Below are 14986 nucleotides of genomic sequence, written 5' to 3'. Positions count from 1 at the left end.
ATGGCCACCACGACCACACGCCGCTCGCGTTTTGCAAGCCTCGAATTCATCCTTGGCGCCACGCTCACCACCGTCATTTGCCTTGCCGTCCTTTTCTCCGACGTGCTGTTTCCCGGCGGCGCGGACAAGATTGACCTGATGGCGCGGCTGGCAAAGCCGTTCGCCAGCGCCGCCCATCCCTTCGGCACCGATCCGCTGGGGCGCGATGTGCTCGCCCGCGTCGTGGCGGGCGGCAAGATCTCGCTGCTCGTCGGCTTCACCTCCGTCATCGGCGCCGTGATTTTTGGCGTCTTGATGGGGCTGATTGCCGGGTATTATCGCGGCTTCTGGGATATGGTGGTGATGCGCTTTGCCGATATCCAGCTCGCCATGCCGTTCATCCTGCTTGCCATTACCTTCATCGCCATCGTCGGCGGCAGCCTGACCAACACCATCATCCTGCTCATCGTGTCGCAATGGGTGCAGTATGCCCGCCTTGTGCGCGGATCTGTGCTGACGCTGCGGGAACGCGAGTTCATCCTGTCAGCGCGTGCCATCGGCGTTGCCGACTGGCGCATCATCATCCAGCACCTGCTGCCCAATCTCATCGGCCCGGTCATCGTGTTGATGACGCTGAATGTTGCCAACAATATCCTGCTCGAAAGCAGCCTGACCTTTTTGGGCCTCGGCGTCGATCCGACCATTCCAAGCTGGGGCGGCATGCTGGCCGACGGGCGCACCTATCTGCAGATCGCCTGGTGGGTCAGCGTCTTTCCGGGTCTCGGCATCCTCTTGACGGTGCTTGGCCTCAACCTTCTCGGCGACTGGCTGCGTGACAGCCTCGACCCGACCGGCAGAACCACGAGGTAAACCCCATGACCGAGATCTTTGCAAAATCCTTCGAGCGGACACTGGATCGTCTGGTGGCCGAGGCAAAGCCGGGGCAGACATTCGAGGCCTGGACCTTAGATGACCGTCAGAGCCGCAAGGCCGCCGAAGAGGTACTCAAGCAAAAGGGCATCACCGCCCGCATCCGCAGCGCTTACAAGCCGCTTCTCTGCTTCTTTCTCGAAGAGGTCGATCTGGTCGGCGTCGGTGAGATCGAGGTCCGCTATCCCGTCCATCCCGCCGCCCCGGAAAACCGCTTCCGGCTGGAAGCCTATCCGCTGGCCGGGTTGGTGGGGAAAGCTGCGATCACCTTTCTGCCACGCACCGACGAGAACCTGTTCTACGACGTGACACTTCGTCGCGACGGCAGCGGGGAGACCCATCGGGTGCTTGCCCCGAACCGCGTGCATATGGATGCCGTCGGCGAAACCAACCTGTCGCCCACCGGCTGGCTGTTGCGGCAAGGCGAAGACGGTATACGGCTCGAAACCGATTACGAAGCGCTGTTTGAAGCCGCCATCCAGGCCGTGGCCGATCATGACTTTGGGGCTGAAGAGCCTTATTTCGAAGAGCTGAACATCCATGTCAGCTACCCCGCTGAAGATGAGCCGCTGCCGCTCGGCGACGAGGTGATGAGCCTGCGCGAGGCGCTGCACGAGGATTTCTATTTTTCCCTGCTCGAATATTTCCAGAAGAAATCCGGCCGTCCGCTCGGTGATCGCGGTTTAAAGCCCGGCCAGATCGTGCCGGAAATCGTGAAAAGCAAAGGTGAGGTGTCGGTGCGTATCGCCACGCGCGCCTTCGAAACCGGCTTTCTTGACGGCGCCGACCAGACAATCGACACGGCGCAGGAGCCGCTTGCTGCCCGCCAGATTGCCGCCGAACTTTCCGCCATCGGCGGCGAGGTTTTCGAGGCCCGCGCCCGCTCCGGACGCCGCCTCTTTGCCCATTATGTCAGGGGTTCGGACCTGCCGGTCATGATCAGCGGCGGCCAGCACCCGAACGAGACAACCGGTATTGTCGGCGCGCTTCGGGCAGCCTCCGCACTGAAGCAAAGGCAGGGCGCGCATTTCACCATCTCCCCGCTCGAAAATCCCGATGGTTATGCGATCCACCAGCGCCTGCGGCAGGATAATCCCCGCCACATGCACCACGCGGCCCGCTACACAGCGCTGGGCGATGATCTGGAATATCGCACGCCGGAGAATTCAGGCGTCCATCTCAATGAGAAGCAGATCCGCTTCAAGGCGCAGGAGTTGAGCGGCGCGCAGTTGCACATCAACCTGCACGGTTATCCGAGCCACGAATGGACACGCCCACTGTCGGGTTATGTGCCGCGCGGTTTTGGCATGTGGACGCTGCCGAAAGGCTTTTTCCTCATCATGCGCCACCACCCGAATTTCGAGGCTCACGCCGAAGCGCTGCTCGACCGCGTCACCCGGCATCTCGGGAAAATCCCCGGCCTTCTTGCCTATAACGACCGCCAGATCGCGCTTTACGAGATCCATGCGGGCGAAACCGGCTTTCGCATCATCAACGGCTTTCCCTGCCTGTCTTCGCTTGATGACCGCCACACGGTGCCGATGACGCTGATCACCGAATATCCCGATGAAACCATTTATGGCGATGGCTTCATCGCCGGCCATAAGGCACAGATGGAAACCGTGCTGTCAGCCTATGAGGCCTGGCAGGAGATCGGGGCGGCAAGAACCGTCTGAGGGGATGGCCTGGCTTGGGGCCGTCGCTGCGGCAAGGCGGCGGCTGAATTTGCCGGAAGCATCAGGCGGTAATTTCAGCCCCGGCGCCGTTTTCCCGTTTCCCGGGTGAAGGTCTGCGCAATCATGTCGTCCAGCGCGTCGGGGTTCCACGGCTTTGGCATCAGCGGCACAGCGCCAAGCCGTGCCTTCAACTCCGGCAGTTCCGCATAACCACTGCACACGATGACGGGGATGCCGTGTTTCCTCAGACAGTCGATGACCGGGAAGGACAGTTCGCCGTTCAGGTTGAGATCGACGATGGCACCGATGAGGTTCAGCCGGGGAATATCGGCAAGGGCCTGACCAACGCGGCTGTAAGGGCCGCTGATCACATAACCACGGTCTGCCAGGTGGTCTTCCATGTCCATGGCAAGAAGCATGTCGTCTTCAAGCACCAGGATGGAAGGCCGGGGATGGCGAGAGGGCATATCCACGCGAAGTTCACTTTCCTGCAACACGTCGTCCGCGGGCATATCTGCGGCAGCACCTCCCGATTTCAAGGGTTTGTGCGTGTATTTCCATCAGCCTGGAACAGGCCACAATGGCCGATTAAGCTTCGGTAAAGCCTCATTTCCTATCGATGTCGCCATGACCAATCATCGGCGTTAGAGATGGCCGATGCAGATCCCGAACGGACCCCCTATGCAGGAAGACCAGATGCCCGCGCCACGCCGGCGCGTCCTAAAAGGGGTTCGGCTTGCCTTTAATGCCGGGCGCAGCACGATGAATGGCCTGATGCGTGATATCTCAGCCACTGGAGCCCGGGTGAGCGTGGAAAACTCCCTGACCGTGCCAGACACCCTGACGCTGCTGTTTTCCGATGGCAGCCGCCGCGAATGTCGTGTGGCACGCCGCGAGTTGCGCGAACTCGGCTTGCATTTTCTCTGACCCGATAGATCCGGCCGCCCCCCTTTGGAGGGTAGGCCGCAACCCCAGCCCGACTTTATCGGAACAATCCCTGCCGCGACCGGTTCGGCCCACTCCTGAGACAAGCAAGGAGACCGCCGCCGTGAAAGCACTCACCTGGCATGGAAAACACGATATTCGCTGCGAGAGCGTCGATGATCCCAAGATCCTCGATGGCCGTGATGCCATCATCAAGGTCACGGCCTGCGCCATCTGCGGCTCGGACCTGCATCTTTATGACGGCGTGATGCCGGATATGCTCAAATGCGACGTGATGGGCCATGAAACCATGGGCGAAGTCGTGGAGGTTGGCCGAGACAACAAGGCGCTAAAGGTTGGCGACCGGGTCGTCGTGCCTTTCACCATTTCCTGCGGCGAGTGTTTCTTCTGCAAGCGCGGTTTCTTCTCCGGCTGCGAGCGCTCCAACCCGGATCGCGACAAGGTGTCCAAACTCTGGGGCAATTCGCCGGCGGGCCTGTTCGGTTATTCGCACCTGCTCGGCGGTTATGCCGGTGGCCAGGCGGAATATCTGCGCGTGCCCTACGCCGATGTTGGCCCGATCAAGGTGCCGGAGGGGTTAACCGATGAACAGGTGCTGTTCCTCTCCGACATCTTTCCGACCGGCTATATGGCCGCGGAATTTTGCAACATCCAGCCGGGCGATACGATTGCCATCTGGGGCTGCGGGCCTGTCGGGCAGATGGCGATCAAATCCGCCTTCATGCTCGGCGCTGAACGCGTGATCGCCATCGATACCGTGCCGGAACGCCTTGCCATGGCGCAGGCCTCCGGCGCCCTGACGCTCGATTTCCTCGAAGATGATATCTATGAGGAAATCATGGAGCTGACGGGCGGTCGCGGCGCCGATGCCTGTATCGATGCCGTCGGCACTGAAGCGGATGCTTCCGCCAGCCTCGACAGCCGCTGGGACCGCATCAAAGTTGCAGCCTTCATGGGCACGGATCGCCCGCATGTGCTGCGCCAGGCCGTGCATTGCTGCCGCAATTTCGGCACCGTCTCCGTGGTCGGCGTTTATGGCGGCTTCGTTGACAAGATGCCGATGGGCTCTGCCATCAACCGCGGCCTCACCTTCCGCATGGCGCAGACGCCGGTGCAGCGTTACCTGCCGGATCTGATGCAACGCATCGTGGAAGGCCAGATCGATCCCTCCTTTGTTATCACCCATCGCGGTACGCTGGAGGACGGCCCGGAGCTTTACAAGACCTTCCGCGACAAGCAGGACGGCTGCATCAAGGTGGTGCTGAAGCCGTAATGGCGCGCCTCGTTTAACCGAACGAACGGGAGGCCGTCGCGATCAATGGCGGCCTCCAACGATCCCATTTACCCCCTACACCCCATGCGGAAAATCTTCGCCAGCGCGCGACTTTCCGTCCTGACGGAGGACATCCCATGAACCCTGTGGAAACCGGCAAGGGCCTTGCCGTTATCACCGGCGCCTCAAGCGGCATCGGTTACGAGCTTGCCAAATGCGCCGCGCGCGATGGTTATGATCTGGTCATCGCCGCAGACGAGGCTGAGATCCACGAAGCGGCGCAACGGCTGAAGGAGTTCGGCACCAGTGTCCAGGCGCTGGAAGTGGATCTTGCAACGCCCGATGGTGTGCGCGAACTTTCGGCCACTCTCGCCTCTGGCGGACGTCCCGTCGATCTGCTGATGGCGAATGCTGGATCCGGCCTCGGCCATGGCTTTCTTGACGAGGATCTGCAGGCAGCACTTCGCGTTGTCGATACCAATGTCTCTGGCACGATCGCACTCGTCCACGATATCGGCAACCGCATGCGCCGCCGGGGTGAGGGCCGCATCCTGCTGACAGGCTCGATTGCCGGCTTCATGCCCGGCAGCTTCCAGGCCGTCTACAACAGCACGAAAGCCTTCATCAACAGCTTCTCCTTGGCGCTGCGCGAGGAGTTGAAGGATACGGGCGTGACCGTGACCTGTCTGATGCCCGGTGCCACCGATACCGAATTCTTCGATCGCGCCGAACTTCAGGATACCCGCCTCGGCCAAATGAAGAAGGATGATCCCGCCATGGTGGCCGAACTCGGCTACAAGGCGATGCTGGACGGCGAAGGCGACGTGGTGACCGGCTGGAAGAACAAGCTGCAATCGGCACTTGCCAATGTCACGCCGTCTGGAACGCTCGCAAAGGCGCATCGCAAGATGGCCGAGCCGCTGGAAGAAAAACGCTGACGCCAAGAAAACGGGGAGCTTGTTGCAAAGCTCCCCGCACATTCGTCGCCTCGACGCCAAGCCCGGCACCGACTGCCGGGCTTTTTGCCATCAGCGGCCTGGCAATTTCTTGGCTCCTGGGAGAAGCCGCACCGAGCCGCCCTGCGCTCCCTTGCGGGCGGCCGCAAAGATGAGCAGACCGGCACCGGCCGCAAGACCGATCGTCAGGACACTGTCGAGCGAGCGGCTGCCCTGTTTTCGAAAGCCGCCATCGATGCCACCCGCCGTTGCAGGTGGATCAAACAGGTTGCCGTCGGTCACCGGAACCTTGCCGGCGCGGCTGAAATAATGACGCATGGCCTTGGCCATCATCGCGCCGGTAAGTTTTGGTGACAGAAAATGGCTGAGCCGCGCAAGATGCGTAACGCCACCAACCGGCACCGTATCGCGCGGTGTCTCGGCAGTGGCAACGATCGCATCTGCCACCTGTCGTGCATCGTAAACGGGCGACGGCGCGGTGATCTGGCGGCCGGTGTAATTTGCGCCGTGGCGCAGGCCGGGCGTATCGATGATGGCCGGATAGATATCGCAGATCCGGATGTTGGGAAACTCCGACAGTTCCGCACGTAGCGCTTCTGAAAATCCGCGCAGCCCGAACTTGCTCGCGCTATAGGCGGCAGCGTAAGGGGCAGCCGCAAAACCGCCGAGCGAAATCATGTTGATGAAGATGCCGCGTCCCTTGCGCAGGAAGATCGGCATCACCGCATGCGCGTCATTGATGTGGCCGATAAGATTGGCGCGGATAACCTGCTCATGGGCGCTTGCGGGTGTTTCGACAAAGCTGCCGACAGCGCCGACACCGACATTGGAGACCCATATATCAACGCTCCCCATCGCGAGCGCACGGGAGGCAAGCTCCCGCACCTGGGCTGCATCGGTCACATCCGTCGGCACAACAATCGCTTCGGCCCCGTAGCGACGGCAGGCAAAAGCAACCTTTTCAAGCGCCTTCCTGTCGCGGGCGGCCAGAACCAGCCGCGCCTTGCGTCGGGCAAAGGCATAGGCCGTCGCTTCGCCAATACCGCTCGATGCGCCGGTGATCACCACCACGCGCCCGGCAATCTCCTGTTTCACAGGCATCTCCATCATTTGATTTGGGAGGACAGAAGGGGACGCTCAATCGCGCTTGGGTACCGTCTCCGGTTCGCGCGTCTTGTCGGCCTTTACCTTTGCCATCTTCTCGTCCTGACGCTTCAGTTCGCGGTCGATGGTGTCACGGTCGCCCTCGGATGGCTCGACCTGGATCTTATGATTTTCCGCTTCCATGATGTCGTTCCTCATCGGCTTGGCGCAGCATGATGCGCTGGCCCTCAGAACGGAACCGGCTGAACAGGGGAATGTTCCGCAAGCAGCATGGCTGGAAAAACCGGCAGCCAGGCCGAGGCCGGGCCTCTTAATCCACCAAAGCGGCTTTTTCGCCGTCGAACGATTTCTGGATGCGACCGCGGCCGACATCGATGACGTGGCGCATGGCAGCCACGGCCTTTTCCGGATCGCGGGATGCGATTGCGTGGGCAATGCGCAGGTGATTGGTCGCGACTTCGTCAATCATTTCCGGCGAGGAGGCGGGCGAGGACAGGCGAAACGAGATCGCAAGGGCTGCCTCGATCAACGCGCTTGCCGAGCGCATGAAGGGATTGCCGGATATGCGGGCAATGGCGAGGTGGAATTCCAGATCCACCTTGGCAATGGTTTCCGGCGTGTGATGGATATCGTCAAATCTGGCGGCGATCGCATAAAGCGCCACGATGTCGTCGCTGGTGGCGCGCTCTGCGGCAGCAGCGGCGGCTGCCGGCTCCAGTGCCATGCGCATTTCAGCGAGATATTCGATGAAAAGGAGATCCATACCCGCATCGCAGCGCCAGCCCAGAACATCGGGATCGAAGAAATTCCAGTTGGAACGCGGCAGGACACGGGTGCCAACCTTGGCCTTCGGCTCGATCAGCCGCTTGGCGGCCAGCGTCTTCATCGCCTCGCGCAAAACGGTGCGCGACACCCCGAACCGCAGCGACAGATCCGCGTCGCCGGGCAGAATTTCGCCCTCCGCAATAGCTCCGGATACGATGGCGCTCCCCAGTTCCGCCACCACATGCGCGTGGCTGCTGCCGCGCTTCTTGCCGGTGATCGTCGTCTCAAGCAGCCCCACGAAGTTCTCCCCTTGATGCGCCGTCCGCAAGGCGCCTGTTCGAATACCAGATGATAGCACGCTGCAGCGCAATAAAGGCAAACAACAGGATGCCGATCACGATCTTGGTCCACCATGACGACAGGGTGCCGTCAAACACGATATAGGTCTGGATCAGCCCCTGGATGAGGATGCCGACCAGCGTTCCCGCCACAAGCCCGGTGCCGCCGGTTAAAAGCGTGCCGCCAATCACCACGGCAGCAATCGCGTCCAGTTCGATGCCAACGGTTGCCAGCGAATAACCCGACGACGTGTAGATCGTGTAGGCAATGCCTGACAAGCCCGACAGGAAGCCTGAAAGGGCATAAATGCCGATAATCGTGCGGCCAACCGGCACGCCCATCAGCGCTGCGGATTGTTCATTGCCACCAAGGGCATAGACATTGGCGCCAAAGCGCGTGCGGCTGGCCACCAGCGCGCCCACGGCAAACACTGCCAGCATCAGCATGGCCATGGCTGTCAGCCGCCCGCCGCCGGGCAGGCGCAGGTACAATCCCTGGATGGTCTCGAAGAAGGGATGCGTGATCGGCACCGACTGGGTGGAGACGAGATAGGCCGCGCCGCGCGCCAGAAACATGCCGGCAAGCGTGACGACGAAGGGCGGTATGGACAGATAGCGGATCATCAGCCCCATGCCCGCCCCAAACAGCGTGGAGAGCACCAGCGCCAGCACGAAGGCGGTCAGGGGATGCAAACCAAGCGAGCCGACAAGCACGGCCACGAACACGCTGGTGAAGGCTATGACCGAGCCGACGGAGAGATCGATACCACCCGACAGGATAACGAAGGTCATGCCAACCGCGACGATGCCGAGAAAGGCGTTGTCGGACAGGAGGTTGGCAATCACCCGCGTCGAGAACATGTTGGGGAACTGCAGGGTGCAGAGCCCGTAGGCCACGAGAAACACGATGAGCGTGGCCAGAAATGGCAGGTTACGGGCGTTCTTCATGATGCGCGCTCTCCCGTGGAAAGGCTCGTGGCCGTGCGATCGGTGCGGGTCGTGCCGGCCTTGTCAGCCGCGCGGGTGTCACCGGATGCCGTGCCGATCGGCTGGCCGGCACCCGGGGGACGGAAGAAACCGGCGATAAAGCCGAGTGCCGGCGATTGCAGCGTCAGCACGACGATGATGATGCTCGCCTTGATGATGAGGTTGAACTCCGGCGGAAAGCCGGAGACGAGAATGCCGGTATTGATCGACTGGATGATGAGCGCGCCGATAAGCGAGGCGGTGATGGAAAAGCGTCCGCCGTTCAGCGACGTGCCGCCGATGACGACGGCAAGGATGGCGTCGAGTTCCAGCCAGAGGCCGGCATTGTTGGCGTCGGCGCCGCGAATATCGGCGGTGATGATGAGGCCGGCAAGGGCTGCCATGACGCCGGACACCGCATAAACGAAAATCAGCAAGAAACGCGCCTGGACGCCCGCCAGCATCGCGGCCCGCCGGTTGATGCCGGTTGCCTCGATGAGAAAACCAAGCGCCGTGCGGCGAACCAGAAGCCCGACGAGCAGGCCTGCCGCAAGCCACAGCAGCACCGGCACCGGAATGCCGCCGAGCGCGCCGGACCCGATCACGGCAAAATCGTCATTGTTGAAAGTGAGGATGACGCCTTCGGTGATGAGCTGGGCAATCCCCCGCCCGGCCACCATCAGGATGAGCGTTGCAATGATCGGCTGAATATCGAGGAAGGCAACCAGCACGGCATTCCACAGGCCGCAGACCAGGCCGACGGCGGTAACGGCGACAAGAACGGCGACCAATGGATAACCGTCCGCCACAAGGCTTGCCGCAACCGCCCCGCAAATCGCAATGACCGCGCCGATCGACAGGTCGATGCCGCGCGTGGCAATCACCAGCGTCATGCCGATGGTCAACAGCGCCACGGGGGCGGCGCGCACCAGAACGTCGATCAGGCTGCCATAAAGCCTGCCGTTCTGCACGGTGACGCTCAAAAAACCGGGCGAAATCGCGGTAATCAGGGCAAGGATGGCAAAAAGGGCGGCAAGCTGAGGGGCAAGGCGTCGCAGTTTGCGCGTGATTGCCCCTGACATCAGCGTGGTCTGCATCACGCGGCCTCCGTCGTTGCAGGGGCTGCAATGGCGCGCATGATATTGTCGGCCGTCACGTCCGCCCCCTTCAGTTCCGCCACATGGGCGCGGTCGGACAAAACGATGACGCGATGGGCAACGGCGGTCAGTTCCTCAAGCTCGGAGGAGATCACCACCAGCGCCATGCCTTCCCGGCACAGTTTCTCGATCATCTTGAGGATTTCCGCATGCGCGCCGATATCGATGCCGCGCGTCGGCTCGTCGAGGATCAGCAGGCGCGGTTCGGTCACCAGCCAGCGGGCAAGAATGGCCTTCTGCTGGTTGCCACCGGATAAAAACTTGATCGGACGGTCAGGATCCGGCGGCCGGATATCGAGCGACCGAATGAACTCCTGCGCAAGCGCTCTTTGCTTCTTTGCAGACATGGGGCGTGCCCAGCCGTCGCGCGCCTGCAGCGCAAGGGCAATGTTTTCCGCCACGGAAAACTCGCCGATAATGCCATCCGTCTTGCGCTCTTCGGGACAGAAGCCAAAGCCGTTTGCAATCGCCGCCTGCGGCGACGAAAGCTGCACCGGTTTCCCGTCGATCAGCGCCTGTCCGCTGTCTGCCCGGTCGATGCCGAACATCAGGAAGGCGGTCTCGCTGCGGCCGGAGCCCAGGAGACCGGCAATGCCCACGACTTCGCCGGGGCGGATCGAAAGGTCGAACGGGGCCACGCTGCCGCGCCGTCCATACTGTTCGAACCGGATCGGCGCATCGCCCGCAGGCGTGGTCACGGCATGGTCTGCGGCGTGATCGTTTTCGATTTCCAGAAGCTCGCGGCCAAGCATCATCGAAATCAAGTCCATGCGCGGCAGGCCTTCCAGCGCGCGGCTGCCGACGAGCCGCCCGTTGCGCAGCACGGTTGCGCGGTCGGCCACCGCATAGACCTGCGCGAGAAAATGCGTGATGATGACGATGCCAAGCCCTTCGGCCTTTAACTGGCGCAGAACTGTAAACAGCATCTCCACCTCATGACCATCAAGGCTTGCCGTCGGTTCATCGAGGATCAAGACCTTGCCGGAGAGATCGACGGCGCGTGCAATCGCCACGATCTGGCGGACCGCCACCGAATAACTGGAGAGCAGCGCGTTCACATCGATATCGAGGCCGTAGCGCGACAGAAGCGTTCTGGCACCGGCCGTCATCGCCTTGCGGTCGAGAAGACCGAAGCGGCGCGGCTGGCGGCCAAGATAGAGATTTTCGGCAACCGTGAGGTTTTCGAGAAGGTTCACCTCCTGATAGACGGTGCCGATGCCGAGCGCCTGGGCATCAGCCACCGTTTCCGGCAGGATTTCCGAGCCTTCGAGCTGGATACTGCCGCGGTCGCGACGGTAAACACCGGTCAGGATCTTGATGAGCGTGGATTTTCCCGCACCGTTTTCGCCGAGCAGCGCATGGATCTCGCCGCGCTGGAGGGTGAAATCAACGCCATCGAGGGCTGCAATACCAAGAAAGCTCTTGCCGATATTGCGGGCTTCGAGAAGGGGGATCTGGCTGGACATGTCTGACATTCCGCGACGCTTGCGCTCCGGAAAAGACGGGTTCCGGACGCTTTACGGGAGAGGGCGGACGGTGGCGCAAGCGGTTGCGCCTTCCATCGCCCGGGTGCAGCAAGGCCGCCCTGATCCGGCACGGCCTTGCCTTTTCCCTGTGGCGCGGCCCCTGGACCGCGCCGCTTCCGGCTTAGTAACCGAGGCCCTTCTTGGCTTCATAGACCTTCATCGGGTCATCCTTGGCCGTGTAGAGCTTCGATTCGGTCTGCACCCACTTCTTGGGTTCCTTCTTGTCCTTGAGATAGGTTGCAAGGATCTCGAAAGCGGGGCCGGCCATGTTGGGGGTCAGTTCCACGGTCGCATTGGCTTCGCCGGCGGCCATGGCCTTGAAGATATCCGGAACGGCGTCGATGGAGACCACCTTGATATCGGTGCCCGGCTTCAGGCCGGCTTCCTTGATCGCCTGGATGGCGCCGACGGCCATGTCGTCGTTATGCGCGTAGACAGCACAGATGCCCTTGCCGCCGCCTTCGGCCTTGATGAAGCTTTCCATCACTTCCTTGCCCTTGGTACGGGTGAAATCACCCGTCTGCGAGCGCACGATCTTGATATTGGCGTGCGAAGCGATGGCTTCTTCAAAGCCCTTCTTGCGGTTGATGGCGGGCGAGGAGCCGGTGGTGCCCTGAAGCTCGACCACTTTGCAGTCCTTGGCCCCGACATCCTTTACCAGCCAGTCGCCGGCAACCTTGCCTTCATGCACCTGGTCGGACGTGACGGCGGTGAGATAAAGGCTGTCGGGCGCATCGATCTGGCGATCGAGCAGAATGACCGGGATCTTTTCTTCCTTGGCTTCCTTCAGAACCGCATCCCAGCCGGTGGCCACAACCGGCGCGATCAGGATGGCATCGACGCCCTGAGCGATAAAGCCGCGCACGGCCTTGATCTGGTTTTCCTGCTTCTGCTGTGCATCGGCGAATTTCAGTGTGATGCCACGCTTTTCCGCTTCCTGCTTGGTCACCGTCGTCTCAGCGGCGCGCCAGCCGGATTCCGACCCGATCTGCGAGAAGCCGACCGTCAAAGATTGCGCCGAAACGCTCGATGCCAAAGAAAGAGTGAAGGCGACGGCGATCGTCGCAAGTACCTGTCTCATCTAGTTCCTCCCAGAGATGATGCAGTTATGAACGAGGCGAACTGATCATATTATATTACTTTTGAAAAGTGCAATTTTAACGGTAACGCAAAAAAATGTGACACCCCTGGCAATTACAACGATATAATTCGTGCAGTCCGCTCGAAATTATTGCAGTGCATTGTTGTTGTGCAGCGCAGGGAAACCGCAGTTGGCTGCTTGACAACAGGCATTGCGGTTAAATAGTCATATTAATCACACAGCCGCGTCGCCCGACGCGGGAGGAGGGCATGGCAGGTCTGCCGTGCCGCACGCGTTGAATGGGTGCGTAAGAACATGTTGAGACTTTTGCAGGTCACCGTCGGTGGGCAGTTGCGCGTTGTCGCTTGGGATGGCGAGGGCGATGCCCGGATCGTCGAAGGCGTATCATCGACCTATGAACTGGCCCAGAAGGCCATTGCCGCCGGCCAGACCTTTGCCGAAGCCCTTGCCGGACTGGAAAAGGGCGCCGTGGTGGATCTGGAAGCTGCCGCCACTGAAAAGCGCCTTGGCCTGCCGATCACCCATTCAGATCCCGCCCATTTCATCGTGGCCGGCACGGGCCTCACCCATCTTGGTTCCGCCGATGGCCGCGACAAGATGCACAAGGCTGCCCAGTCCGAGGAAAAGCCGACCGATTCGATGCGCATGTTCCTGATGGGCGTCGAAGGCGGCAAGCCGAAAGACGGCGAGGCAGGCGTGCAGCCGGAATGGTTCTATAAGGGCGACGGCTCGCAGCTGAAGGCAACCGGCGACGATCTCGTCTCTCCGGCCTTCGCGCTGGATGGCGGCGAAGAACCCGAACTCGCCGGCATCTATCTCATCGGCCCTGACGGTACGCCTTTCCGCCTTGGCTTCTGCCTTGCCAACGAATTTTCCGACCACGTGACGGAAAAGGGCAATTACCTCTGGCTTGCCCATTCCAAGCTGCGCGAAGCAGCACTCGGGCCCGAACTTCTGGTCGGCGACCTGCCGGATCATGTTGAAGGCACCTCGCTGGTGCGCCGTGGCGGCGAAGTGATCTTCGAAAAGCCGTTCCTGTCTGGCGAAGCGAACATGTCGCACACGATCGCCAACCTGGAACACCATAACTTCAAGTACGAACTGTTCCGCCGCCCGGGTGATCTTCACGTGCATTTCTTCGGCACGGCGACGCTCTCCTTCTCCGAGGGCATCAAGACCGAGCCCGGCGATCAGTTCGAGATTTCGGCGGCCCCCTTCAAGTTGACGCTTGTCAACCGTCTCGCAGTCGCCGCTGACGCCCCCGTCAGCATCGCCAAGCTTTAAGGGTGGTGAAAATGTCCTCCATCCGCCTTGCCATTGTCGGCCTTGGAAAGATCGCCCGCGACCAGCATCTCGGTGCCATCGAGGCGACCGACGGCATTGATCTGGTGGCCGTTGCCAGCCGCAATGCCAAGCTGGAAAACATCCACTGTTTTGCCGACATCGAGGCGCTTCTGGCGTCTGGCGTCGAGGTGGACGCTATCTCGCTCTGCACCCCGCCGCAGGGGCGTTTTGCGCAGGCGCGCGCCGCCCTTCTCGCCGGCAAGCATGTGATGCTGGAAAAGCCGCCGGGCGCCACGATTGCCGAAGTTTTTGCGCTCGACGAACTGGCCAAGAAGCAGGGCGTCACACTTTACGCCACATGGCATTCCCGCGAGGCCGCCGCTGTGGAGCCGGCTCGCAAGCTGCTTTCCGAGCGCACGCTGCGCTCCCTCCACGTGGAGTGGAAAGAAGACGTGCGCCACTGGCACCCCGGCCAGGACTGGATCTGGGAGCCGGGCGGCCTTGGCGTGTTCGATCCGGGCATCAATGCGCTCTCCATCGTCACCCGTATCATGCCGGAACCCTTCCACCTGGAAGCCTCCGACCTGTCCTTCCCGGCAAACCGCGCCGCCCCGATTGCGGCAAACCTCACCTTCCAGTCGGCAAGCGGTCTTGCGCTGACGGCAGAATTCGACTGGCGCCAGACCGGCCCGCAGACCTGGGACATCCTCGTCGAGACGGAAGAGGGCCCGGTTGTACTGACGCACGGCGGCAGCCGCCTGTTTGTTGACGGCGAAGCCCAGATTGTCGAGGACGACCGCGAGTACCGCAATCTTTACAGGCATTTCGTTACTCTGGTAACAACAGGCCAGTCGGACACGGATTTCTCGCCTCTCGTCCACGTGGCCGATGCCTTCATGCTGGGCCGCCGCCATGTGGTGGATGCTTTCGAAGACTGACCGCAAGGCCGGCCGCACCTTTTAACGCCTTTCGCAGAAGAAGAAGA

The 14986-nt window shown here is 61.4% G+C and carries 15 protein-coding genes; 7 read left to right on the top strand and 8 right to left on the bottom strand.

The genetic code is table 11. The features are described 5' to 3' along the window. Both AC4CWH_RS23810 and AC4CWH_RS23805 read left to right on the top strand, forming a co-directional pair. Complete coding sequence (locus AC4CWH_RS23810; RefSeq protein WP_491321711.1) at positions 1-849, top strand: ABC transporter permease; 849 nt, start codon at positions 1-3, stop codon at positions 847-849. 5 nt (positions 850-854) lie between these two features. Continuing rightward, positions 855-2585 carry a M14 family metallopeptidase gene (locus tag AC4CWH_RS23805; RefSeq protein WP_491321710.1) on the top strand — a complete coding sequence of 577 codons (1731 nt, stop codon included), beginning with the start codon at positions 855-857 and terminating at the stop codon, positions 2583-2585. A gap of 74 nt (positions 2586-2659) precedes the next feature. Here the strand turns inward: AC4CWH_RS23805 and AC4CWH_RS23800 are convergent, their stop codons facing one another. Further along, the gene (locus AC4CWH_RS23800; protein ID WP_491322324.1) at positions 2660-3052 is read right to left on the bottom strand and encodes a response regulator; all 393 of its coding nucleotides are present in this window, start codon (positions 3050-3052) and stop codon (positions 2660-2662) included. A gap of 190 nt (positions 3053-3242) precedes the next feature. On the opposite strand from AC4CWH_RS23800, the gene AC4CWH_RS23795 reads away from it, so the two are divergent. From AC4CWH_RS23795 to AC4CWH_RS23785, 3 genes are all read left to right on the top strand, one after another. Then, the gene (locus tag AC4CWH_RS23795; RefSeq protein WP_491285915.1) at positions 3243-3512 is read left to right on the top strand and encodes a PilZ domain-containing protein; all 270 of its coding nucleotides are present in this window, start codon (positions 3243-3245) and stop codon (positions 3510-3512) included. A 121-nt stretch (positions 3513-3633) separates the two neighbouring features. After that, positions 3634-4803: a zinc-dependent alcohol dehydrogenase gene (locus AC4CWH_RS23790; protein WP_491321709.1), complete on the top strand. Its 1170-nt coding sequence runs from the start codon at positions 3634-3636 to the stop codon at positions 4801-4803. A gap of 137 nt (positions 4804-4940) precedes the next feature. Continuing rightward, a complete protein-coding gene (locus AC4CWH_RS23785) occupies positions 4941-5741 on the top strand; it encodes an SDR family NAD(P)-dependent oxidoreductase (protein WP_491321708.1) in 801 nt (266 codons plus the stop codon). Positions 5742-5831: 90 nt separating this feature from the next. Here AC4CWH_RS23785 and AC4CWH_RS23780 read toward each other — a convergent pair whose 3' ends face one another. The 7 genes from AC4CWH_RS23780 to ytfQ all read right to left on the bottom strand — a co-directional run bounded on the left by AC4CWH_RS23780 (position 5832) and on the right by ytfQ (position 12696). Continuing rightward, positions 5832-6854 (bottom strand): SDR family oxidoreductase, encoded by a 1023-nt coding sequence (locus AC4CWH_RS23780; protein ID WP_491321707.1) that lies wholly within the window; start codon positions 6852-6854, stop codon positions 5832-5834. A gap of 42 nt (positions 6855-6896) precedes the next feature. Further along, the gene (locus tag AC4CWH_RS23775; RefSeq protein ID WP_491321706.1) at positions 6897-7046 is read right to left on the bottom strand and encodes a hypothetical protein; all 150 of its coding nucleotides are present in this window, start codon (positions 7044-7046) and stop codon (positions 6897-6899) included. A 127-nt stretch (positions 7047-7173) separates the two neighbouring features. Continuing rightward, positions 7174-7926 carry a FadR/GntR family transcriptional regulator gene (locus AC4CWH_RS23770; protein WP_491285925.1) on the bottom strand — a complete coding sequence of 251 codons (753 nt, stop codon included), beginning with the start codon at positions 7924-7926 and terminating at the stop codon, positions 7174-7176. Next, entirely contained in the window at positions 7913-8914 is a 1002-nt protein-coding gene (gene yjfF, locus AC4CWH_RS23765) for a galactofuranose ABC transporter, permease protein YjfF (RefSeq protein ID WP_491321705.1), read from the bottom strand. Before yjfF ends, AC4CWH_RS23770 begins: the two co-directional genes overlap by 14 nt. Next, a complete protein-coding gene (locus AC4CWH_RS23760) occupies positions 8911-10014 on the bottom strand; it encodes an ABC transporter permease (RefSeq protein ID WP_491322323.1) in 1104 nt (367 codons plus the stop codon). The genes yjfF and AC4CWH_RS23760 overlap by 4 nt, the downstream gene beginning before the upstream one ends. Positions 10015-10028: 14 nt before the next feature. Continuing rightward, positions 10029-11555, bottom strand: coding sequence for a sugar ABC transporter ATP-binding protein (locus AC4CWH_RS23755; protein ID WP_491321704.1), 1527 nt, complete (start codon positions 11553-11555; stop codon positions 10029-10031). A 181-nt stretch (positions 11556-11736) separates the two neighbouring features. After that, a complete protein-coding gene (gene ytfQ / locus AC4CWH_RS23750; RefSeq protein WP_491321703.1) occupies positions 11737-12696 on the bottom strand; it encodes a galactofuranose ABC transporter, galactofuranose-binding protein YtfQ in 960 nt (319 codons plus the stop codon). A gap of 315 nt (positions 12697-13011) precedes the next feature. On the opposite strand from ytfQ, the gene araD1 reads away from it, so the two are divergent. Together araD1 and AC4CWH_RS23740 are read left to right on the top strand one after the other, a co-directional pair. Next, positions 13012-14001 (top strand): AraD1 family protein, encoded by a 990-nt coding sequence (gene araD1 / locus AC4CWH_RS23745; protein WP_491321702.1) that lies wholly within the window; start codon positions 13012-13014, stop codon positions 13999-14001. 2 nt (positions 14002-14003) lie between these two features. Then, on the top strand, positions 14004-14939 hold the full coding sequence (locus tag AC4CWH_RS23740) for a Gfo/Idh/MocA family protein (protein WP_491321701.1): 936 nt from the start codon (positions 14004-14006) through the stop codon (positions 14937-14939). Positions 14940-14986: the final 47 nt, after the last annotated feature.

The sequence above is a fragment of the Neorhizobium sp. PAMB6716 genome, assembly GCF_058242805.1.
This window is presented reverse-complemented; position numbering and strand designations above follow the sequence as displayed.

Excerpts from the sequence above, each read along its gene's own strand:
- AC4CWH_RS23810 (WP_491321711.1), top strand. The coding sequence starts at position 1 with ATGGCCACCACGACCACACGCCGCTCGCGTTTTGCAAGCCTCGAATTC.
- AC4CWH_RS23805 (WP_491321710.1), top strand. The coding sequence starts at position 855 with ATGACCGAGATCTTTGCAAAATCCTTCGAGCGGACACTGGATCGTCTG.
- AC4CWH_RS23800 (WP_491322324.1), bottom strand. The coding sequence starts at position 3,052 with ATGCCCTCTCGCCATCCCCGGCCTTCCATCCTGGTGCTTGAAGACGAC.
- AC4CWH_RS23795 (WP_491285915.1), top strand. The coding sequence starts at position 3,243 with ATGCAGATCCCGAACGGACCCCCTATGCAGGAAGACCAGATGCCCGCG.
- AC4CWH_RS23785 (WP_491321708.1), top strand. The coding sequence starts at position 4,941 with ATGAACCCTGTGGAAACCGGCAAGGGCCTTGCCGTTATCACCGGCGCC.
- AC4CWH_RS23775 (WP_491321706.1), bottom strand. The coding sequence starts at position 7,046 with ATGGAAGCGGAAAATCATAAGATCCAGGTCGAGCCATCCGAGGGCGAC.
- yjfF (WP_491321705.1), bottom strand. The coding sequence starts at position 8,914 with ATGAAGAACGCCCGTAACCTGCCATTTCTGGCCACGCTCATCGTGTTT.
- AC4CWH_RS23760 (WP_491322323.1), bottom strand. The coding sequence starts at position 10,014 with ATGTCAGGGGCAATCACGCGCAAACTGCGACGCCTTGCCCCTCAGCTT.
- AC4CWH_RS23755 (WP_491321704.1), bottom strand. The coding sequence starts at position 11,555 with ATGTCCAGCCAGATCCCCCTTCTCGAAGCCCGCAATATCGGCAAGAGC.
- ytfQ (WP_491321703.1), bottom strand. The coding sequence starts at position 12,696 with ATGAGACAGGTACTTGCGACGATCGCCGTCGCCTTCACTCTTTCTTTG.
- araD1 (WP_491321702.1), top strand. The coding sequence starts at position 13,012 with ATGTTGAGACTTTTGCAGGTCACCGTCGGTGGGCAGTTGCGCGTTGTC.